Consider the following 17794-nt stretch of genomic DNA (forward strand, 5'->3'; position numbering starts at 1 on the left):
GTGAGGTTGTCGAGAGTGGAGTTCGGCGGAGATGTCGCTCGAGCGTCAACTTCCGGTTGACGCAGGCCATGCGTCAACTTAAGGTTGACGCATGGCTGAACCATTGATGATGACCCACCCGGTACGCCTCGACGAGCTGATCGACCACATCAAGCAGGCGCACACCAATGCACTGGACCAACTCGCCGACGCGGTCCTTGCCGGGGACCACCTCGGCGAGGTGGCTGACCATCTGATCGGGCACTTCGTTGACCAGGCCCGACGCTCGGGCGCCTCGTGGACCGAGATCGGCCGCAGCATGGGCGTCAGTAAGCAGGCCGCCCAGAAGCGCTCGGCGGCGAAGGTGGCGAGCGCCGCGGCGCTGGAATCCGATGCCGGCTTCAGCCGGTTCACCACCCGGGCCCGCAACGTCGTCATCGCCTCCCAGGAGGAGGCGCGGGCCGCTGGAAACGTCGAGATCGGTCCGGTGCACCTGGCGTTGGGCCTGCTGGTCGACCCGGACGCGCTCGCCCCTCAACTGATCACGGCGCGAGGGGTGTCCCTGGACCGCCTGGCAGACGCGGTCGCGGCGACCCTACCGCCACGCGTCGAGCAGGTCCCGGACCTGATCCCGTACGATGCACGGGGCAAGAAGGTCCTGGAGCTCACCTTTCGGGAGGGGCTTCGACTCGGCCACAATTACATCGGGACCGAGCACATTCTGCTCGCCCTCCTCGAGGCCGAGGACGGCGACGGCGTGCTCACCGGCCTCGGCCTCGAGAAGGAAGGGGTGGAGGCCGCGCTCCAAGGTGCACTCGCCGCGCTCACCCGAAAGAAGAGCTGAGTAGCCGGAGAGCTGCATAGCCCGGACAGGGGTAGGCGTGGCAGTCGAGGGAGGCGGGATATGGAGCAGCGGCTGAGCATCGCGGTGGCACAGCCCCGGTGCGTCGCGTACGACGTGGCGGTCAACGCGGCAGCTCATGCGGTGGCTGTCCGGGCGGCGGACGCGCGGGTGGTGGTGTTCCCCGAGATGTCGCTGACCGGCTACGAACTGGACGCGCTGCCGGTCGCTCCCGACGATGAACGGCTGGCGCCCATTGTCGCGGCCTGCGCTGAGACCGGGGCGCTTGCGCTGGTCGGCGCCCCGGTGCCCGGACCGAGCATCGGTGTGCTGGCAGTGGACGGGGATGGTGCGTGGGTGGCCTACCGGAAGGTCCACCTGCACGGCGTGGAGATTGATCGTTTCGTCCCCGGCGAACCCACGGTGATCGACGTGGACGGGTGGCGGCTGGGCCTTGCCGTCTGCCGCGACACCGGCGTTCCCGAGCATGCCGCCAAGACGGTCGCGCTGGGGATTGACGGTTATGTGGCGGGCGTGGTCCACGCCGATGACGAGGTCGACGTTCACGGCGAGCGGGCCCGTCGGGTCGCCGCCGACCACGGTGTCTGGGTGGCCGTGGCAGCCTTCGCGGGGCCGACCGGTGGCGGCTTTGCCCGCACGTCCGGCCGTTCGGGCATCTGGTCCGCTGCCGGGGAACTGGTCGCCGAGGCAGGCGTCGCCCCCGACGAGGTCGCCCGTGCGACCCTCGCCCGGAGCGTGCGCTGACGCGGTCACCGCCGGGACGGTGACCAGGTGCGATGCACCGACGCGGCGGAGCGGCCAGCTGACGGCTGGCGAATCCCTGCTGGTGGGCGGTGGTGCGGTTGGCCGACCTGCTCAGACTCCGGTGTTGATGCAGAACGGGTGGCCGGCGGGGTCCAGCAGCACTCGCCATCGGTCCGGTTGCGGTTGGGCCGGGGGCTCGGTGGCGCCGAGGGCGAGTAGTCGGGCCTGGGTGGCGTCCAGGTCGTCGACACCCAATTCGATGTGGGCCCGCTTCTCCTGGGTCGGGTCCGGCCAGGTGGGACGTTGGTATTCGGCCAGCCGGCTGAAGCCCAGACCGGGTGCGCCGTTCCGGCCGAGCAGGACGAAGTCGTCGGTGGAATAGGCGACCGGCAGATCGAGGGCGGCCCCGTAGAAGCGTGCCAACTCGTATGGGTCCGGGCAGTCGAAGGTGACGGCCACGTAGCGGGTCGCGGGTGTTGGTGTGGCTTCGGTGCTCATGGCGGAGACGTTATGCCGCGACCAGGACGGCTTCGGTCCTGGTCGTGCGGGAAGCTTCAAGGCGTGATCAGCACTTCCGTCCGCCTCCTGCGTCTGGCCGCGCTGCTGTCCGCACGGCCGTCGTGGACCTGTGCCGAGTTGGCCGAGCGGATGGAGGTCACCGATCGCACGGTCCGTCGGGACATCGCCCGGCTGCGGGAACTCGGCTACGGTGTCGAGTCCGACCCCGGGCCGTGGGGTGGCTACCGCCTCAGCGTCGGCACCCGGGTTCCACCACTGGTCCTCGATGACGAGGAGTCGCTCGCCGTGGCTGTCGGGCTGCGCGAGGCCGCCCTCAGTGGCGTTCTCGGCAGTGATCAGGCCGCGCTGTCTGCGCTGCTGAAGTTGCGGCAGGTCCTACCGCCGCGAATCGCGGACCGGCTGGGTGAGATGGACGCCGCGTTCGTGCACACCCCCCGGTCCCAGGAGCGACAGATCGCGCCCGGCATGCTACTGGAACTGGCCACTGTGTGCCGACGCGGCGAACGTGTTCGCCTGTCGTACCGGGACCGACGGGACAGGGGCACGGTCCGGGATGTTGACCCGTACCGCCTCGTGCGGGCGGGGCGTCGCTGGTACCTCGTCGGCCAGGACGTGGCGCGGGGTGAGTGGCGTACGTTCCGGGCCGACCGGGTGGAGCAGGTCCGGTCGACCGGGCACGCGGCGAAACTCGTGGACCCGCCCGACCCGGTGCTGCTGGTCTCCCGTGGCATCGCGGGCGGCGCCTACCCGATCTATGCCACGGTTCGCCTTCCGTTGCCTCAGGATCAGGCGCTGCGGCTGGTTCCCGCGACGGTCGGTACCCATGCCCCGGACGGCCCCGATGCCACTGTTGTGGAGATCGGCGGACCCGACCCGGACCGGCTCGCCGCGTACCTGCTCAGCCTGGGCACTTCCCTGCAGGTGCTGACTCCGCGCGCGGTACGGGTGGCTCTCCTGCGCCGTATGCGGGAGTTGTTCGAGGTCAACGGGGGCGGCCAACTCCCGAGCTGATCGTGGTCAGCGGTGGTGTGCGAGGGGCCGGAGGAAAAGGTCGTGTGGCACTCGTATCGTGCACATTAACCATCGTGAAACAAATAGCAATTCAGTCTCTTGTGTACACAGTGTTTCCGGTTGGCTATCCGAGCCACGTGATTTTGCCCGTTTAGTCCAAGAGTCCTCCCGGTGGCATGGTGTTCAGGTGTGCTCCTCAGGAGGGGCCGAGGCGTGTGATCCGTGGACATTGTCGATTATGTTGCTGTCGCGCGTCCTTTTGGTTCGTTTCCGGCGCTACTACCCGGCTTGGCATGGTCGCTGCGACGGCGGCAGCGGCCCGCTCCGTCGATTCGGGCGTCGCACCAGATCCGGGTACGCAGAGACTGTCGGTCCTCCTCGCTCACGGAGGTGTCGCCGAAGTCGATGACGGTGACGGTGACGACGACGTGCGCGAGTGAGTCGCGGAGTGCCGTGCCAGGGTGATCGCCTCGTCCTGGTCGGTGAGTGTCGTCGGCACATGGAGGATCCAGCGCGGTGGGGCCATCGGCGCTACCTGTTGGTGTCCACGCCGGAGGCGCGGTGCGCGTTGTCGACGTCGACGACGTCGGGTGCGTTGGTGTGGTGGTAGCCGCAGTCGGTGTGCCGGGACTGCCCCTGGCGCAGGGCCTGACGGATGCGCTCTGCCTCGATGTTCGCGGTGGTCAGGTCGCGGTGCAGGCGGTCGATCTCGTCACCGACCCGGCTCAGATAGTCGTGCAGCTGTTTCGGGTCGAGGCCCCGTCGACAGGCGTCGAAAGTGGCGCTCCGGAGCTGGTACGCGTGCAGCCGGTCCTGCTCAGGTAGATCACCGGCAGGCCGCCGGTGGGTGTGTTGCCGAAATGGTGTCGATGGCGGTCATGGCGCTCCTTGTGGCTGATATCGGCGCCGGGGTGGGCGCCCGGATGAGGTGGGGGAGGTGTCTGGACCAACGGACCGGAGCCGATTTGTGGCCGGTCTCAGGCAAGGTTCATTGCAGCCCTGGATTGATGCAATGTCTCGCGGGAGGATGCGGACCAAGGGATGAGGTGCCTAACGCGACGACAGAAAAGGAGATGGCGTGGATGACTCGGGGAGCACCGTTCCGCGTAGGCAACTCGGTAGGTATCTGAGAGAGCTTCGAGAAAACGCCTATGTCACGGTGTCGGCCGCCGCGAAGGAACTGGAGTGGTCGGCACCCCGGATCTGGCGGTACGAGACCGGTCAAGTCCCCATGCACCCCAACGATGTGGAGGCGATGTGTCGGGTCTATGGCACGACCCAGGAGACGATCGAGACGATGCGGGCACTGGCCCGGGAGACCAAGGCGCACGGCTGGTGGCACAGCTACAGCTCGGCGATCAAGGACTGGTTCAAGCTCTACGTCGGCCTGGAGGCCGCCGCGACCCGGATCCGGAAGTACGAGGTAGACCTGGTTCCCGGCCTGTTGCAGACGGTGGAGTACATGACCGAGGTGATCGCCACCGACCATCCGCAGCTCAGTGAGGGCGAACGTCGGGCGAAGGTGGAGGTTCGCCTGCACCGGCAGCGGCTGTTGGTCCGGGCGATCCCCCGGGCGCCTCAGCTTGAGGTGGTCCTGAACGAGGCGGTGCTGCGGCGACCCCTGCGCGACCGGTCGGCGATGGTGCGTCAACTCGAGGCGCTGCACGTCGCCGGGCAACGGCACAACGTCGGTCTCCGGGTGCTGCCGCTGAGCGCCGGGGTGTTCCGCTGGGCGCAGGTGGGCACCTTCACCACGCTGGAGTTCCCGACCGACGTGCGGGAGCCGGAGCCGACCACCATCTATATGGATGGGCCGTGTGGGGCGGTCTACCTTGACAAGGCCCACGAGATCCAGACCTACGAGGACGCCTGGCGCTCACTCAGCGAGCGAGCGTTGGGCGTTGACGAGTCCCGTGAGTTGATCATGGCGATTGCGAGGGAGATGACCGATGAGGCGTGACGGGGTGTGGCGTAAGTCGTCCCGGTCCGGTGGCGAGGGTGACTGCGTCGAGGTAGCGGCGTTCGGCGCCGCCGTCGGCGCGCGGGACGGCGTTGTCGGCGTACGGGACAGCAAGGACCGGCCGGGGCCGGCGCTGAGCTTCGACCCGGCGGCCTGGACCCGGTTCGTCGCCGCTGTCCCGGCTGGGGAGCGCGACCACCAGCTCTGAGCTGCTGTTGGCCGGTGCCGGCGCGCGGCCGGCATCGGCCTGCGGCGTGTCGGCTGAGGCTCCCGGCGGGCGCCGAATCGGCTGGGGAACAATAGCGGGGTGACTTCTCCCCGTGATGTCGTCCTGCTCGGCTCCACCGGCTCGATCGGCACCCAGGCCATCGACATCGTGCGCCGTAACCCGGACCGGTTCCGGGTGGTGGCGCTCGGTGCTGGCGGCGGCAACGTCGGGTTGCTCGCCGCGCAGGCCCTGGAGCTCGGCGTGGAGGCGGTCGGTGTGGCGCGGGCCTCCGCCGCGCAGGATCTCCAGCTCGCCTTCTACGCGGAGGCGAGCCGTCGTGGCTGGGCCCGGGGCGAGGTCCGGCTGCCGAAGATTTTCGCCGGGCCGGACGCGATGACCGAGCTGGCCCGGTGGCGCAGCGACGTGGTCCTCAACGGGGTGGTCGGCTCGCTCGGGCTCGCGCCGACCCTGGCCGCGCTGCGCGCCGGGCGTACCCTCGCCCTGGCCAACAAGGAGTCGCTGGTCGCCGGTGGCCCCCTGGTGCGGGCCGCGGTGACCCGGCCCGGGCAGATCGTCCCGGTCGACTCCGAGCACACCGCGCTCGCCCAGTGCCTGCGCTCCGGGTCCCGCGCCGAGGTGCGCCGGCTGCTCGTCACCGCCAGCGGCGGCCCGTTCCGGGGGCGGCGACGCGGCGAGTTGACCCAGGTCACACCGGAGCAGGCGCTTGCCCACCCGACCTGGAACATGGGGCCGGTCGTCACGATCAACTGCGCCACGATGGTCAACAAGGCGCTGGAGGTGATCGAGGCGCACGAGCTGTTTGACGTGCCGTACGCGGACATCACCGTGCTGGTCCACCCGACCTCGGTGATCCACTCGATGGTCGAGTTCGTCGACGGTTCCACCATCGCCCAGGCCAGTCCGCCGGACATGCGGCTGCCGATCGCGCTCGGCCTCGGCTGGCCGGACCGGGTCGCCGACGCCGCCCCCGCCGTCGACTGGACGACCAGCCATGCCTGGGAGTTCGCGCCGCTGGATGACGCGGCGTTCCCGGCGGTCGCCCTCGCCAAGGCGGCCGGCGAGGCCGGGTGCTGCCGGCCGGCGATCTACAACGCGGCCAACGAGGAGTGCGTCGCGGCGTTCGTCGCCGGGCGGCTGCCGTTCCTCGGCATCGTCGACACCGTGGAGCAAGTGCTGGCCGAGGCTCCTGATTTCGGCGAACCAGGTACCGTCGAGGACGTGCTCGCGGCCGAGTCGTGGGCGCGCGGGCACGCGCAGACAATCATCGAGAAGTCAGTGGAAGGAGCTTGATGGCCTACCTGCTCGGGGTGACGCTCTTCGCCCTCGCCATCCTGATCTCGGTGAGTCTGCACGAAGCGGGGCACCTGCTGACGGCGAAGGCCTTCGGCATGAAGGTGACCCGCTACTTCGTCGGTTTCGGCCCGACCCTCTGGTCGTTCAGGCGGGGCGAGACGGAGTACGGCCTCAAGGGCATCCCGCTCGGCGGCTTCTGCAAGATCGTCGGGATGACCCCGCAGGACGACGATGTCGACCCGGCCGACCAGCCGCGGGCGATGTGGCGGTTCCCGGTCTGGAAGCGGACGATCGTGATGTCCGCCGGCTCAATCGCGCACTTCGCGCTGGCCCTGATCGCGCTCTGGATCATCGCGATCTCCGCCGGTCTGCCCAACCCGAACTTCCCGAGCACCCTGGCGCAGGTCCGGGAGGAACCGGCGGTCATCCAGCTCGCCAGCTGCGTGGTCCCGGAGAACGAGGCCCGCGCCTGCACCGACGCCGACCCGGCCAGCCCGGCCGCGCAGGGCGAGTTGCGCGACGGCGACCAGATCACCGCGGTCAACGGCACCTCCGTCGCCAGCTACGGCGACCTGCTCGTCGCCCTGCGCGCCCAGCAGCCGGGGCAGCCGGCGCAGGTCGAGTACCTGCGGGACGACCAGCCGGGCAGCACGACCGTGACGCTCGGGCAGACCCAGCGCCCGCCGCTGGACGACCCGGAGGGCACCGTCGGGCCGGTCGCCGCGCTCGGCGTCGGGCTCATCCCCAGCACCCCCGCCCGGATCGAGTACGGTCCGATCGGCGCCATCGGCGGCACCGCCGAGTTCACCGGCACCATGGCGGTGAACACGTACGAGGCGATGAAGCGGATCCCGCAGAAGGTCCCCGCGCTCTGGACGGCGATCACCGGTGGCGAGCGGGACGTGGACACCCCGATCAGCGTGGTCGGCGCGAGCCGGATCGGTGGCGAGGCGGTGGAGAACGACGCCTGGCTGCTCTTCTTCATGCTCTTCGTCTCGCTGAACTTCTTCATCGGCGTGTTCAACCTGCTGCCGCTGCTGCCGCTGGACGGCGGCCACATCGCCATCGCCTGGTTCGAACGGGCCCGCTCCTGGGTCTACACCCGGCTGCGCCGCCCCGACCCCGGCCGGGTCGACTATCTCAAGCTGATGCCCGTCACGTACGCGGTGATCCTGATCGGCGGCGCGTTCACGCTGCTGACCATCACCGCGGACGTCGTCAACCCGATCACGCTCTTCACAAGGTGAGTGCCTGAAGTGACCGCTGTCAGTCTCGGTATCCCCGCCGTACCGCCGCCGCCGCTCGCGCCCCGTCGCGCGAGCCGTCAGATCATGGTCGGTTCGGTGCCGGTCGGTGGGGGCGCGCCGGTGTCGGTGCAGTCGATGACCACCACGCTCACCGCCGACGTGAACGCCACGCTCCAGCAGATCGCCGAGCTGACCGCCGCCGGCTGCCAGATCGTTCGGGTCGCCGTACCGAGCCAGGACGATGTCGCGGCGTTGCCGGCGATCGCCCGCAAGTCGCAGCTCCCGGTGATCGCCGACATCCACTTCCAGCCCCGGTACGTCTTCGCCGCGATCGAGGCCGGCTGCGCGGCGGTACGGGTGAACCCGGGCAACATCCGGCAGTTCGACGACAAGGTCAAGGAGATCGCGAAGGCAGCCGGTGACGCGGGCGTACCGATCCGGATCGGCGTGAACGCGGGCTCGCTGGACAAGCGACTGCTGGCCAAGCACGGCAAGGCGACCGCGGAGGCGCTGGTCGAGTCGGCGCTGTGGGAGTGCTCGCTCTTCGAGGAGCACGGCTTCCGGGACATCAAGATCTCGGTGAAGCACAACGACCCGGTGGTGATGGTCCGGGCCTACCGGCAGCTCGCCGAGGCGTGCGACTACCCGCTGCACCTCGGGGTCACCGAGGCCGGGCCGGCGTTCCAGGGCACCATCAAGTCGTCGGTGGCCTTCGGCGCGCTGCTCGCCGAGGGGATCGGGGACACCATCCGGGTGTCGCTCTCCGCTCCGCCGGTAGAAGAGATCAAGGTCGGCGCCGCGATCCTGGAGTCGCTCGGCCTGCGCGAGCGCGGTCTGGAGATCGTCTCCTGCCCGTCCTGCGGCCGGGCCCAGGTCGACGTGTACAAGCTCGCCGAGGAGGTCACCGCCGGCCTGGAGGGGCTACCGGTGCCGCTGCGGGTCGCCGTGATGGGCTGCGTCGTCAACGGCCCCGGTGAGGCGCGGGAGGCCGACCTGGGGGTGGCCTCCGGCAACGGCAAGGGCCAGATCTTCGTCAAGGGCCAGGTCATCAAGACCGTCCCGGAGGGTCAGATCGTGGAGACCCTCATCGAGGAGGCGCTCCGCCTCGCCGAGGAGATGGGTGCCGAGCTCCCCGAGGAGCTGCGGAGCCTGGCCGGCGGCGCCACCGTGACCGTGCACTGACCGCCCCCGTTCCCCGACGGGGTCGCCGAGTAGGCCGGTCGGCCAACGCTAGCTCCGCTGATCTGGCAGGCTGAAAACCGTGCTGACGACGCCGGTACGGCAACTCGGGGAATCGGAGCGTCGCGCAGTCGAGCAGCTGCTCGACCTCGACCCGTACGCGGGCGCCCAGGTCGCCGAGCGGGTCGCCGCGCGCGGGCTCGGCTGGTGGCGGTCCGAGGGACGGGTCCTCGGCTACGGCTCCCGTCGAAACCTGGAATCCGTCTGCTGGTTGGGCGGTAACCTCACCCCGGTGCTCGCGACCGAGCCCGCCATCGCCGCCTACGCCGACCTACTCGCCGGGCAGGAGCGACTCTGCTCGTCGATTGTCGGTCGGGCCGACGCGGTGCTCGGCCTCTGGGAGCGGCTCGCCTCCACCTGGGGCCCGGCCCGGGACGTCCGCCCCAACCAGCCGCTGCTCGCCACCGACACCGTGCCCGCCGTGGCCCCGGACCCGCAGGTGCGCCACGTGCGCCGCGGCGAGGTGGATCGGCTCTTCCCAGCCGCCGTGGCCATGTACACCGAGGAGGTCGGTGTCTCGCCGCTGGCAGAGGACGACGGGCGCGGCTACTACCGTCGGGTCCAGGACCTGGTTCGGGCCGGTCGGGCATACGTCCGCTTCGTTGACGGCGAGGTCGTCTTCAAGGCCGAGCTGGCGGTGGTGACCCGGCGTACCGCCCAGGTGCAGGGGGTCTGGGTGGCCCCCGAGTGGCGGGGCCGGGGGATCGCCGCGGCGGCGATGGCCGCCGTCGTCCGGGACGCGCTACACCGCTTCGCGCCCACGGTCAGCCTCTACGTCAACGACTTCAACCGGGCCGCCCGGCGGGTCTACGAGCGCTGCGGCTTCCGCCCGATGGGCACTCTGGCCACCGTCCTGTTCTGAGCGAGTAACACGCAGCCGGTCGCTGGATCGGCCCTTGCCGACAGCTCCGGCTGCCTCCGGCCCACATTGTCGAATGACCGCACGCCGACCACTGTCCTGCTCACGTCCGTCGTACCTCCGTCGGACGCCATTCGCCTGTTCTTCCGACCGCGTGAGGCGAATGTCGGCCCGGCCCCGAGCCGGGACGCGTCAGCGAGGAGGCAGGGCGGATGCGCGCAGTGCCGCGGCTAGCCACTCCCACGGGAACTGCTCCTGCGGCGCGTTGTTCACGGTCGTGACCAGCGCCATGTATCGGTCGAACGGTCCCTCCGGCAGCGGTGGCGTGCGGTCCCACTCCGCGCCCGCCAGCATGTGGTCGGCCGTCTGGATCCGGAACTCAGGAGTGTCCGGCGTCCCGGGGGCGTCCGGCGTCGCGAAGATGCCGGTCAGCCACCCGATCCACTGGTCGGCGACCGCCCGCCCCCGTGGCGAGTCCGGTGGCACCTGCTCCCGCGCCGCGTCCATCGCGGCCTGGCCGATCGGCGTGGCCGCCTCCAGGCTGTCCAGCATCGGCGACGAGGTCATCAGCGGCCCGGCCCCGGTGGTGCACACCTCGTACAGCTCACGGCGTACGGCCTGTCGAGCCTCGGTGTCCCGGACCAGCTCGGCCAGCTCGATCCACGCCTCCAACTGCGCCGCGGTGGGATAGTCGGGCAGTTCCGGCCGCGCCGCCCGCCACCACTCAGTCATCCGTTCCGGCGGCTCCCAACCGGTGCAGACCTCGGTCCAGAACTCGTCGACCAACTGGTCGCGCTCCTCGTCCGACATTCCGGCCAGCTTGTGCATCAGCAATACCTGCTCGGCCGTGGAGTCCTGCCTGACGATCGTCGACAGCACCGCGCGACGCCTGCGCAGCCGCGCCTCCTGCCGTTCCAACAGGGCCAGGTGGGTGGCGGCCAACTCGCGCAACGTCGCCTCACCAGCCAGCACCCGCCGGATCTCGCCCAGGCCGGCACCGAGTTCCCGTAGCGTCCGGACCAGTTCCAGTCGAGCGATGGCCGACACGTCGTACAGGCGGTGACCGGCCGGGGTACTGGCGGAGGGTGTGACGACACCGGCGTCCGCGTAGTACCGGACGGTGCTGATGTTCAGGCCGGTCCGTCGGGCGACAACCCCGATGGGGTACAGCTGGTTCATCTCCACGAGGCTCACTATGCAATCTCCAGCGGCTTGAGATGCACGTTCTGCTCCAGCCGTCCTCCAGCCGGGTTCGAGCCACGTTCCCCGATGTCCAAGGCGTTCAGGAAGTGGAGACGACAGTGCGGTGCCGCTGGCGAGTGCACATGTCGTGCAGCTCTGACACCACGCCGGCCACCCCCGCAGCCGGGGGCGGCCGGAGCTTGAACATCAGCTTCGCCGACCGTCAGAACCGCCAGCCCAGCCCGTAGTGTCGGTCCCTGCTGCTTGGGTGGCGACATGAATAGCCGGCATGCCGCGGTGTGGACTGTCGTTCACCACGAGCGCGCGGCTCTCGTGCGCAGCCTCGAGACCCTGGCGCCCGAGCAGTGGAACGCTCCGACCGCCTGCCCCGGATGGGACGTCCACGACGTGGTCGCCCACCTCGTCGACACCGCGAAGACGACACGGCTCCGCTTCGTCCGAGACATGGTCACCGCCCACTTCGACTTCGACCGCCAGAACGCGCTCGGTATCGCACGTGAACGCTGCGAGGACCCGACGGACACCCTCGCCGCGTTCCGAGCGGTCGTGACCCGCACCAGCACCCCACCGGCCGCGCTCGTCACCCGCCTCATCGAGGCGTTCGTCCACGGCGAGGACATCCGACGGGCAGTGGGGCTCAGCGGCAACTACCCAGTGGAGCACGTGGCGGCAGCACTGAAATTCCAACTCCGGACGACGGTGAAGCTGGGCGGCGGCAGGGAGCGTGCGAGCGGGCTGCGACTGGTCACCTCCGACGCCTCCGTCGACAGTGGAGCTGGTGCCGAGGTGTGTGGAACGGCCCTCGCTCTCCTGCTCGCGGTCTCCGGTCGGCCGGTCGCACCCGACGAGCTCACCGGACCCGGGGCCGGGACCCTCGTCGAGCGCGTCGCCTCCTGACCTTGACGCAGGTGCGCACGGATCAGGCCGAGCCGAGGGCGGGCGCCGGGCGTACCGCGTTGCACAGTGGGTGATGCAGGGCGGCAGCGGTCCTCGCCCGTTCCGCCCCAACGGTGTGCACAGCGAGGAGTTCACCTTTCCGATGCCGGCAAACTCCGATGTTGAGATCGCCTTCAGGGAATGGGGACGACAGTGCGATGCCGCCAACGAGTTCGTCGCGCGAACGGAGCTGGATGCCCGAGGCGACGACGATGTGGAGCTACGAAAAGTCCTGGTCCACATGATGAGGAGTACGCACGCCACCTGGGCCACGCTGACCTTCTTCGGGAATGCATCGATGGGCGCAGAGGACAGTAGTCGGGCCAAAATGCGTTGAGCGACGGGTGCCCGCTGGGCGAGGCTGGGCGCTCCCGCACCGCTCGTCGTTAGGGTCTTCCGTGCGCCTGCTCCGTGACCTGTGGGCCACCGCGCCCCGCCGCATGACGGCCGTAGCCATCCTGGTCCTGCTCGGCGCCGGCGGCCAGGCCGCTGCCGCCGCGTTGGCCGGGCCGGTCCTGGTGCACCGCTCCGTCGGTGCCTTCGTTCTGCTCGCGGCGGCGCTGGTCGCCGCCGTGGTCAGCGGTCTCGTGGTCAATCTGGTGCTGGCGGGGGTGACCGCCGACTGGTCCGCCGCCGTCCGGCGCCGGCTCTGCCGGGTCGCCTTCGGGCAGGACCTGCCCACCTTGGAGGCGACGCCGGTCGGCGAACTACTCGACCGGATCGACGGCGATGTCTATCAGGTTGCCGCCGGGCTCCGGTCGCAAGGTATCCGGATCGTCCAGATGCTGACCGCGGGCCTGCTCTCCGCGGTCGTCGCGCTGGGTGTCTGGTGGCCCGGCGGGCTGACCATGCTGCTGCTCGCCGGTGCCCTCGTCGTCGTCCTGCGCGGGCCCACCGCGCGCATTGTTCCGGCCCGGATGGCCGAGGAAGCGGCCTGGTCCGATCTGGCCGCGGTGATGGAGGAGGCCGTCCACGGCCAGGATGACGTGCGGACCAGCCTCGCCCAGCCGTACGTGCTGCGGCTCTGGGCTACCCGGGCGGCGGCCGTGCTCTCCCGGGCGAGGCCGGTATGGCGGATGTCCGCCCGCGTCACCACCACGGCGGTCGGCGTCACCAGCGTCGGGATCGCCGCAGTGGTGCTCGTCGGAGCGTGGGCGCTGGCCAGCGGGCGGGTGGACGGCGCCCGACTGACCGCCGTGTGGCTGCTCGCCATCGCTTTCGGCGTGACCATCGAGCACGTCAGCCAGCTGGTGCCGGAGATCCAGTTCGCCCTCGGTGCCTGGGGTCGCGTGCGGCTGCTGGCGGACTGCCCGCAGGAGAGGGTGGGCGGGCTGGCCCCGGTTGACGGCGATCTGACGGTGCGGGGTCTGACCTTCCAATACCCGGTTGCCGACGGCGCCCGTGGGCCGGCCCTGCGCGACATCCACCTGACCTTCATCCGGGGCCGTTCGTACGCCGTGGTCGGCCGGACCGGTTCGGGTAAGTCCACGCTGGCGAAGGTGCTCACCCGCGCGGTCGAGGTACCGGCCGGAACGGTGCTGCTCGGCGGCCGCGACCTGCGCGACATCGATGTCGAGAAGCTGCGCCGTTGGGTGGCGGTGGTGCCGCAGCGTACCGAGATCCTGGCCGGCACCCTCGCCGAGAACATCGCCCTCTTCGACCCGGACCTCCTGGACGCCGCCGCCGATGCCCTGCGCGAACTCGGCCTCGACAGCTGGGTCACCGAACTCCCCGACGGTCTGCGGACCCGGCTCGGGGAGGGTGGGCACGTCCTCTCGGCCGGCCAGGAGCAGCTGGTCGCGTTCGCCCGGATTCTGGTACGCGACCCGCACGTGGTGATCCTGGACGAGGCGACCGCCCGGCTCGATCCGGTCACCGAGGCGCGGGTTCAGGCGGCCACCGAACGGCTGCTGCGCGACCGGATCGGCCTCGTCATCGCGCACCGGCTCTCCTCGGTGCGGCACTGCGACGAGGTGGTGGTGCTGGCCGACGGCGCGGTGCTCGAGGCCGGGCCGCTGCGGGAGTCGGGGCGTTTCGCCGAGCTGCTCGCCACCAGTCACGCCGCTACCAGCGACGCCGTCACCCCCGTCAGCACCAGCGCCCCCACGCCCGCCCAGGTCGGCGTTGGCGGCGGTGGCCCCGGTCGTGCCAGCGGTAGCGGTGTCGGCGGCGGGGTCGGGCTGCTGGACGGCCCGGAGCCGGACGCCAGGCCCGACCTCGGACCGGCGGCGGCCCCAGCGAAGCCCACGTCGCCGGTCGCCGTGGACGTCCGGCCACCGATGGTGGCCGAGGAGTGCCGACCGCCGGCCGAGGGCGCTCTGCCACCGACCGGGGGCGCCTCGACACCGACCGGGGGCGCCTCGCCGCCGCCGGTGGCCTCGCTCGGCCGAACGCTGCGGGAAATCTGGCGGCTGCTCCGCAACGACCCGCGGTACGGCCTGGCGGCGCTCGTGCCCTTCATCGTGCTGGTGTTGGTCGGCCTGGCCGGCCCGGTGCTGCCGTGGCTCTGGGCGGACGTGGTCGACGGTGTCAGGGAGCCGTGGCTACCGGCGCTGGGCATCGCGGCCGGGCTGCTGGCCATGCTCCCCTTCCACTGGTACTCAACATTGTGGTTCCAGGGCTGGTGGGTACGGCAGATGCTGCGGATCAACCTCCGGCTGGTGCACGGGCAGACCGGGCCGCGGCGGGTCGGTGGCTACACCCCCGCCGAGGTGGTCGCCCAGGGCGGTGACACCGAACGGGTCGTGGAGCTGGCCGACAACGCGCTGGACCAGTTCGTCGGCCTGGCCCTGCTGGTGACGATGACCGTGATCTCCGGCAGCGTCGTACCCGGGCTCTTCTTCGTCGGGACGATGGTGGCGTCCGCGTTGGTGGCCACCTCGTTCGGTCCGGCCCTGGAGCGCAGCGCACGGGCGACGGTGACGGCGCGGGCCGCGTACGCGACCGCGCTGGTCTCCGGGCTCTCCGCCGCGCGGACGGTGAAGTTGGCCGGCGCGACCGGGCCGGTGCTCGACCACCTCGCCGACCTGGACGCCACCCGCAGCCAGCGCCAGCGGCGGGAGATCTCCACCCAGGTGTGGTCCCGCTCCACGCCGTCGTTGGTCAGCGGGCTGCTACCGATCGGCGCGTGGGGGCTGTTCCTGGCCGGTGTGCTGTCGGCCGGCGCGACCCTGGTCGCCGTCTCCACTCTCGTCACGGCACGCTGGATCGCCTGGACCGCGGCGTCGTTGCTGTCCCAGGTCCCGTCGGCGCGGGTGTGGACCCAGCGGACGGTGGCGATGACCGGGGCGCCGGCGTACTCGGCGGCGCTGCCGGGAGTCGATCCGGCCGCCGGGACCGCTCCGGCGCCGTCGGCGCCGGCCCGGCACCCCCTGCATCGGCTCGAACTGGCCGGCTTCGGGGTCCGCCACTCGGACGGGGTGGCAGCGGTCCGCGATGTCGACCTGACGCTGGAACGCGGCCAGCTCGTCCTGGTGGTTGGTCCGGTCGGGTCAGGCAAGTCGTCGCTGCTACGGGCCCTCGCCGGGATCGTTCCGTACACAGGTCGGCTGATGTGGAACGGCGTACCGGTGACCGAGCCGGAGCTGTTTCTCCGCCCGCACCAGGTCGGCTACGTCGGTCAGCAGCCCCGGGTGCTCTCCGGGACGGTCGCCGACAACATCACCCTCGACCATCCGGTGGGCGCCGACGCGGCCGTGTCGACCGCCCAGCTCGAGCCTGACCTGGCGGCCTCCGGGGCCGGTCTCGGGCTGGCTATCGGGCACAAGGGCACCCGGCTCTCCGGCGGGCAGCTTCAGCGTCTCGCGCTGGCCCGTGCCCTCGCCCCGCGGAGCGAGCTGCTGGTCGCCGACGATGTCTCCTCCGCGCTGGATGTCACCACGGAGCTGGCGCTCTGGGCGGCGCTGCGACAGCACGGTGTCACCGTGCTGGGGTCGACCTCGAAACGGGCGGCGTTGCTCCGCGCCGACCACGTCCTGGTGTTGCGCGACGGCCGGGTGGCCGCCCAGGGCCGCTGGTGTGAGCTGGCGGCGCAGTGGTCCCACCTGGCCGGCTGACGGGCTAGCCCTGGTGCGGGGCGCGGGCTGCCGGCCGAGTCGGTCGGGACCGATGCCGGCCCCGCCCCAGCACCGGGGCGGGGCCGGATGGGCGATCCACTCAGGCGGGGGCCAAGGTCGGCTCCTCGCGCTGGCCGGGCCGAGAGTCGCGCTCGACCGGCTCATCGTCAACCAGGCTCCGTCGGCCGGCCGAGTCGTACGCGGTCCGGTCGAGGGTGCCCTCCCGGGCCGCCACGATCGTCGGCACGAGGGCCTGCCCGGCGACGTTGGTCGCGGTGCGGACCATGTCCAGGATGGGGTCGATGGCCAGCAGCAGGCCCGCGCCGGCCAGCGGCAGGCCGAGCGTGCTCAGCGTCAGCGTGAGCATGACGATCGCGCCGGTGAGGCCGGCGGTCGCCGCCGACCCGACCACGGAGACGAAGGCGATCAGCAGGTAGTCGGTGACGCCCAGCTCCACCCCGAAGACCTGCGCCACGAAGATCGCGGCCAGGGCCGGGTAGATCGCCGCGCAGCCGTCCATCTTCGTGGTGGCACCGAACGGGACCGCGAACGAGGCGTACTCGCGGGGGACTCCCAGCCGTTCGACCGCGCGCTGGGTCACCGGCATGGTGCCGACCGAGGAACGGGAGACGAAGGCCAGTTGGATCGCTGGTCCGGCACCAGCGAAGAAGCGCAGCGGGTTGAGTCGGCCGGCGCCGAGCAGCAGCAGCGGGTAGACCACGAACAGCACGATCGCGCAGCCGACGTAGACGGCGGTGGTGAAGCGGGCCAGTGGGGCCAGCAGGTCCCAGCCGTACGTGGCGACGGCCTTGCCGATCAGACCCAGGGTCCCGATCGGGGCGAGCCGGATCACCCACCACAGCGCCTTCTGGACGATTTCCAGTAGGGCCCGGTTGAGCTCGACGAACGGCTCGGCGGGCGGGCCGACCAGCAGGGCCGCCGCGCCGATGACGAGGGCGAGGAAGACGATCTGGAGGACGTTGCCCTCGACGAACGCGCCGACCGGGTTGGTCGGCACGATGCCGGAGAGGAAGTCGGTCCAGGCGCCGGTCTTGGTCGGGGCGGTGGCGTCGGCCGTGTCCAGGGTGACCCCGCGGCCGGGATCGGTGAGGAGCCCGAGGCCGATGCCGACGGTGACCGCGATGAGCGCGGTGGCACCGAACCAGAGCAGCGTTCGCAGCGCCAGCCGGGCGGCGTTGGCCACGCCCCGCAGACTGACCACGCTGACCACGATGGCGGTGAAGACCAGGGGTGGCACGGCCAGTTTGAGGAGCTGGACGAAGAGGCCACCGACGGTGTCGAGGCTGCTGGCCAGCCAGCTCAGCTCAGCGGCCCGGGCGAGGTAGCCGAGGGCCACGCCGAGGGCGAGGCCGAGCAGGATCTGCACGGAAAAGGGGATCTTGCGCATGAATGGTCCAAGTCTGGAGAAAAAGAAAGGTGCGGGGCGGCGTCAGAGCTGCGGCCGCGCCGGACAGACACCGCTGGCCTGTCGTCGAAGGTCGACGTACAAGCGCACGGTGAGATTCCAGACGTTGGTCATTGCCGGTTGACGCTACACCGCACTGCGCTGTTTCGGGAGCAGCGGACAGGTGACGCTCCCCACCTGGTGGCTCAGGCCACGCACCGCCGACCCCGGCCGGTCCGAGCGTCGATATTCT

General features: G+C 70.8%; 14 protein-coding genes and 3 pseudogenes. 12 read left to right on the forward strand and 5 right to left on the reverse strand.

What is annotated here, in order from left to right:
- Nucleotides 1-91 precede the first annotated feature (91 nt).
- Nucleotides 92-823, forward strand: a complete 732-nt coding sequence (locus tag STROP_RS06755) for a Clp protease N-terminal domain-containing protein (protein ID WP_011905243.1) — start codon at nucleotides 92-94, stop codon at nucleotides 821-823.
- Between the two features lie 60 nt (nucleotides 824-883).
- Nucleotides 884-1585 carry a carbon-nitrogen hydrolase family protein gene (locus tag STROP_RS06760; RefSeq protein ID WP_011905244.1) on the forward strand — a complete coding sequence of 234 codons (702 nt, stop codon included), beginning with the start codon at nucleotides 884-886 and terminating at the stop codon, nucleotides 1583-1585.
- Nucleotides 1586-1696: 111 nt separating this feature from the next.
- Here STROP_RS06760 and STROP_RS06765 read toward each other — a convergent pair whose 3' ends face one another.
- A complete protein-coding gene (locus STROP_RS06765) occupies nucleotides 1697-2083 on the reverse strand; it encodes a VOC family protein (protein WP_011905245.1) in 387 nt (128 codons plus the stop codon).
- A gap of 63 nt (nucleotides 2084-2146) precedes the next feature.
- On the opposite strand from STROP_RS06765, the gene STROP_RS06770 reads away from it, so the two are divergent.
- Nucleotides 2147-3115, forward strand: a complete 969-nt coding sequence (locus STROP_RS06770; protein WP_043535249.1) for a helix-turn-helix transcriptional regulator — start codon at nucleotides 2147-2149, stop codon at nucleotides 3113-3115.
- A gap of 183 nt (nucleotides 3116-3298) precedes the next feature.
- Here the strand turns inward: STROP_RS06770 and STROP_RS25585 are convergent.
- Nucleotides 3299-3641: pseudogene (locus tag STROP_RS25585) on the reverse strand (hypothetical protein).
- A 5-nt stretch (nucleotides 3642-3646) separates the two neighbouring features.
- A pseudogene (locus STROP_RS26120) lies at nucleotides 3647-3945 on the reverse strand (DivIVA domain-containing protein).
- A gap of 248 nt (nucleotides 3946-4193) precedes the next feature.
- Between STROP_RS26120 and STROP_RS06780 the strand changes: the two are divergent.
- The 6 genes from STROP_RS06780 (at nucleotide 4194) to STROP_RS06805 (ending at nucleotide 9945) form a co-directional block, all read left to right on the forward strand.
- Nucleotides 4194-5075: a helix-turn-helix domain-containing protein gene (locus STROP_RS06780; RefSeq protein ID WP_011905248.1), complete on the forward strand. Its 882-nt coding sequence runs from the start codon at nucleotides 4194-4196 to the stop codon at nucleotides 5073-5075.
- A 4-nt stretch (nucleotides 5076-5079) separates the two neighbouring features.
- Complete coding sequence (locus STROP_RS06785) at nucleotides 5080-5283, forward strand: DUF397 domain-containing protein (protein ID WP_018833329.1); 204 nt, start codon at nucleotides 5080-5082, stop codon at nucleotides 5281-5283.
- A 99-nt stretch (nucleotides 5284-5382) separates the two neighbouring features.
- Nucleotides 5383-6594 (forward strand): 1-deoxy-D-xylulose-5-phosphate reductoisomerase, encoded by a 1212-nt coding sequence (gene dxr / locus STROP_RS06790; RefSeq protein ID WP_011905249.1) that lies wholly within the window; start codon nucleotides 5383-5385, stop codon nucleotides 6592-6594.
- Nucleotides 6594-7844, forward strand: coding sequence for a M50 family metallopeptidase (locus STROP_RS06795; protein ID WP_011905250.1), 1251 nt, complete (start codon nucleotides 6594-6596; stop codon nucleotides 7842-7844). Before dxr ends, STROP_RS06795 begins: the two co-directional genes overlap by 1 nt.
- Nucleotides 7845-7853: 9 nt before the next feature.
- The gene (gene ispG, locus STROP_RS06800) at nucleotides 7854-9026 is read left to right on the forward strand and encodes a flavodoxin-dependent (E)-4-hydroxy-3-methylbut-2-enyl-diphosphate synthase (RefSeq protein ID WP_011905251.1); all 1173 of its coding nucleotides are present in this window, start codon (nucleotides 7854-7856) and stop codon (nucleotides 9024-9026) included.
- 79 nt (nucleotides 9027-9105) lie between these two features.
- Nucleotides 9106-9945 carry a GNAT family N-acetyltransferase gene (locus STROP_RS06805; RefSeq protein ID WP_011905252.1) on the forward strand — a complete coding sequence of 280 codons (840 nt, stop codon included), beginning with the start codon at nucleotides 9106-9108 and terminating at the stop codon, nucleotides 9943-9945.
- A 189-nt stretch (nucleotides 9946-10134) separates the two neighbouring features.
- Here STROP_RS06805 and STROP_RS06810 read toward each other — a convergent pair whose 3' ends face one another.
- Entirely contained in the window at nucleotides 10135-11127 is a 993-nt protein-coding gene (locus STROP_RS06810; RefSeq protein WP_026275405.1) for a MerR family transcriptional regulator, read from the reverse strand.
- Between the two features lie 273 nt (nucleotides 11128-11400).
- Here STROP_RS06810 and STROP_RS06815 point away from each other — a divergent pair, with 273 nt between their 5' ends.
- The 3 genes and pseudogenes from STROP_RS06815 (at nucleotide 11401) to STROP_RS06825 (ending at nucleotide 16136) form a co-directional block, all read left to right on the forward strand.
- Entirely contained in the window at nucleotides 11401-12042 is a 642-nt protein-coding gene (locus STROP_RS06815) for a maleylpyruvate isomerase family mycothiol-dependent enzyme (protein WP_011905254.1), read from the forward strand.
- Between the two features lie 64 nt (nucleotides 12043-12106).
- Nucleotides 12107-12399 (forward strand): annotated as a pseudogene (locus STROP_RS06820) (mycothiol transferase); the annotation flags it as partial.
- An 80-nt stretch (nucleotides 12400-12479) separates the two neighbouring features.
- Nucleotides 12480-16136, forward strand: a complete 3657-nt coding sequence (locus STROP_RS06825) for an ATP-binding cassette domain-containing protein (RefSeq protein ID WP_011905256.1) — start codon at nucleotides 12480-12482, stop codon at nucleotides 16134-16136.
- Between the two features lie 100 nt (nucleotides 16137-16236).
- On the opposite strand, the gene STROP_RS06830 is transcribed toward STROP_RS06825, so the two are convergent.
- Nucleotides 16237-17544: a dicarboxylate/amino acid:cation symporter gene (locus STROP_RS06830; RefSeq protein ID WP_011905257.1), complete on the reverse strand. Its 1308-nt coding sequence runs from the start codon at nucleotides 17542-17544 to the stop codon at nucleotides 16237-16239.
- Nucleotides 17545-17794: the final 250 nt, after the last annotated feature.

The sequence above is a fragment of the Salinispora tropica CNB-440 genome, from assembly GCF_000016425.1.
GTDB lineage: Bacteria > Actinomycetota > Actinomycetes > Mycobacteriales > Micromonosporaceae > Micromonospora > Micromonospora tropica.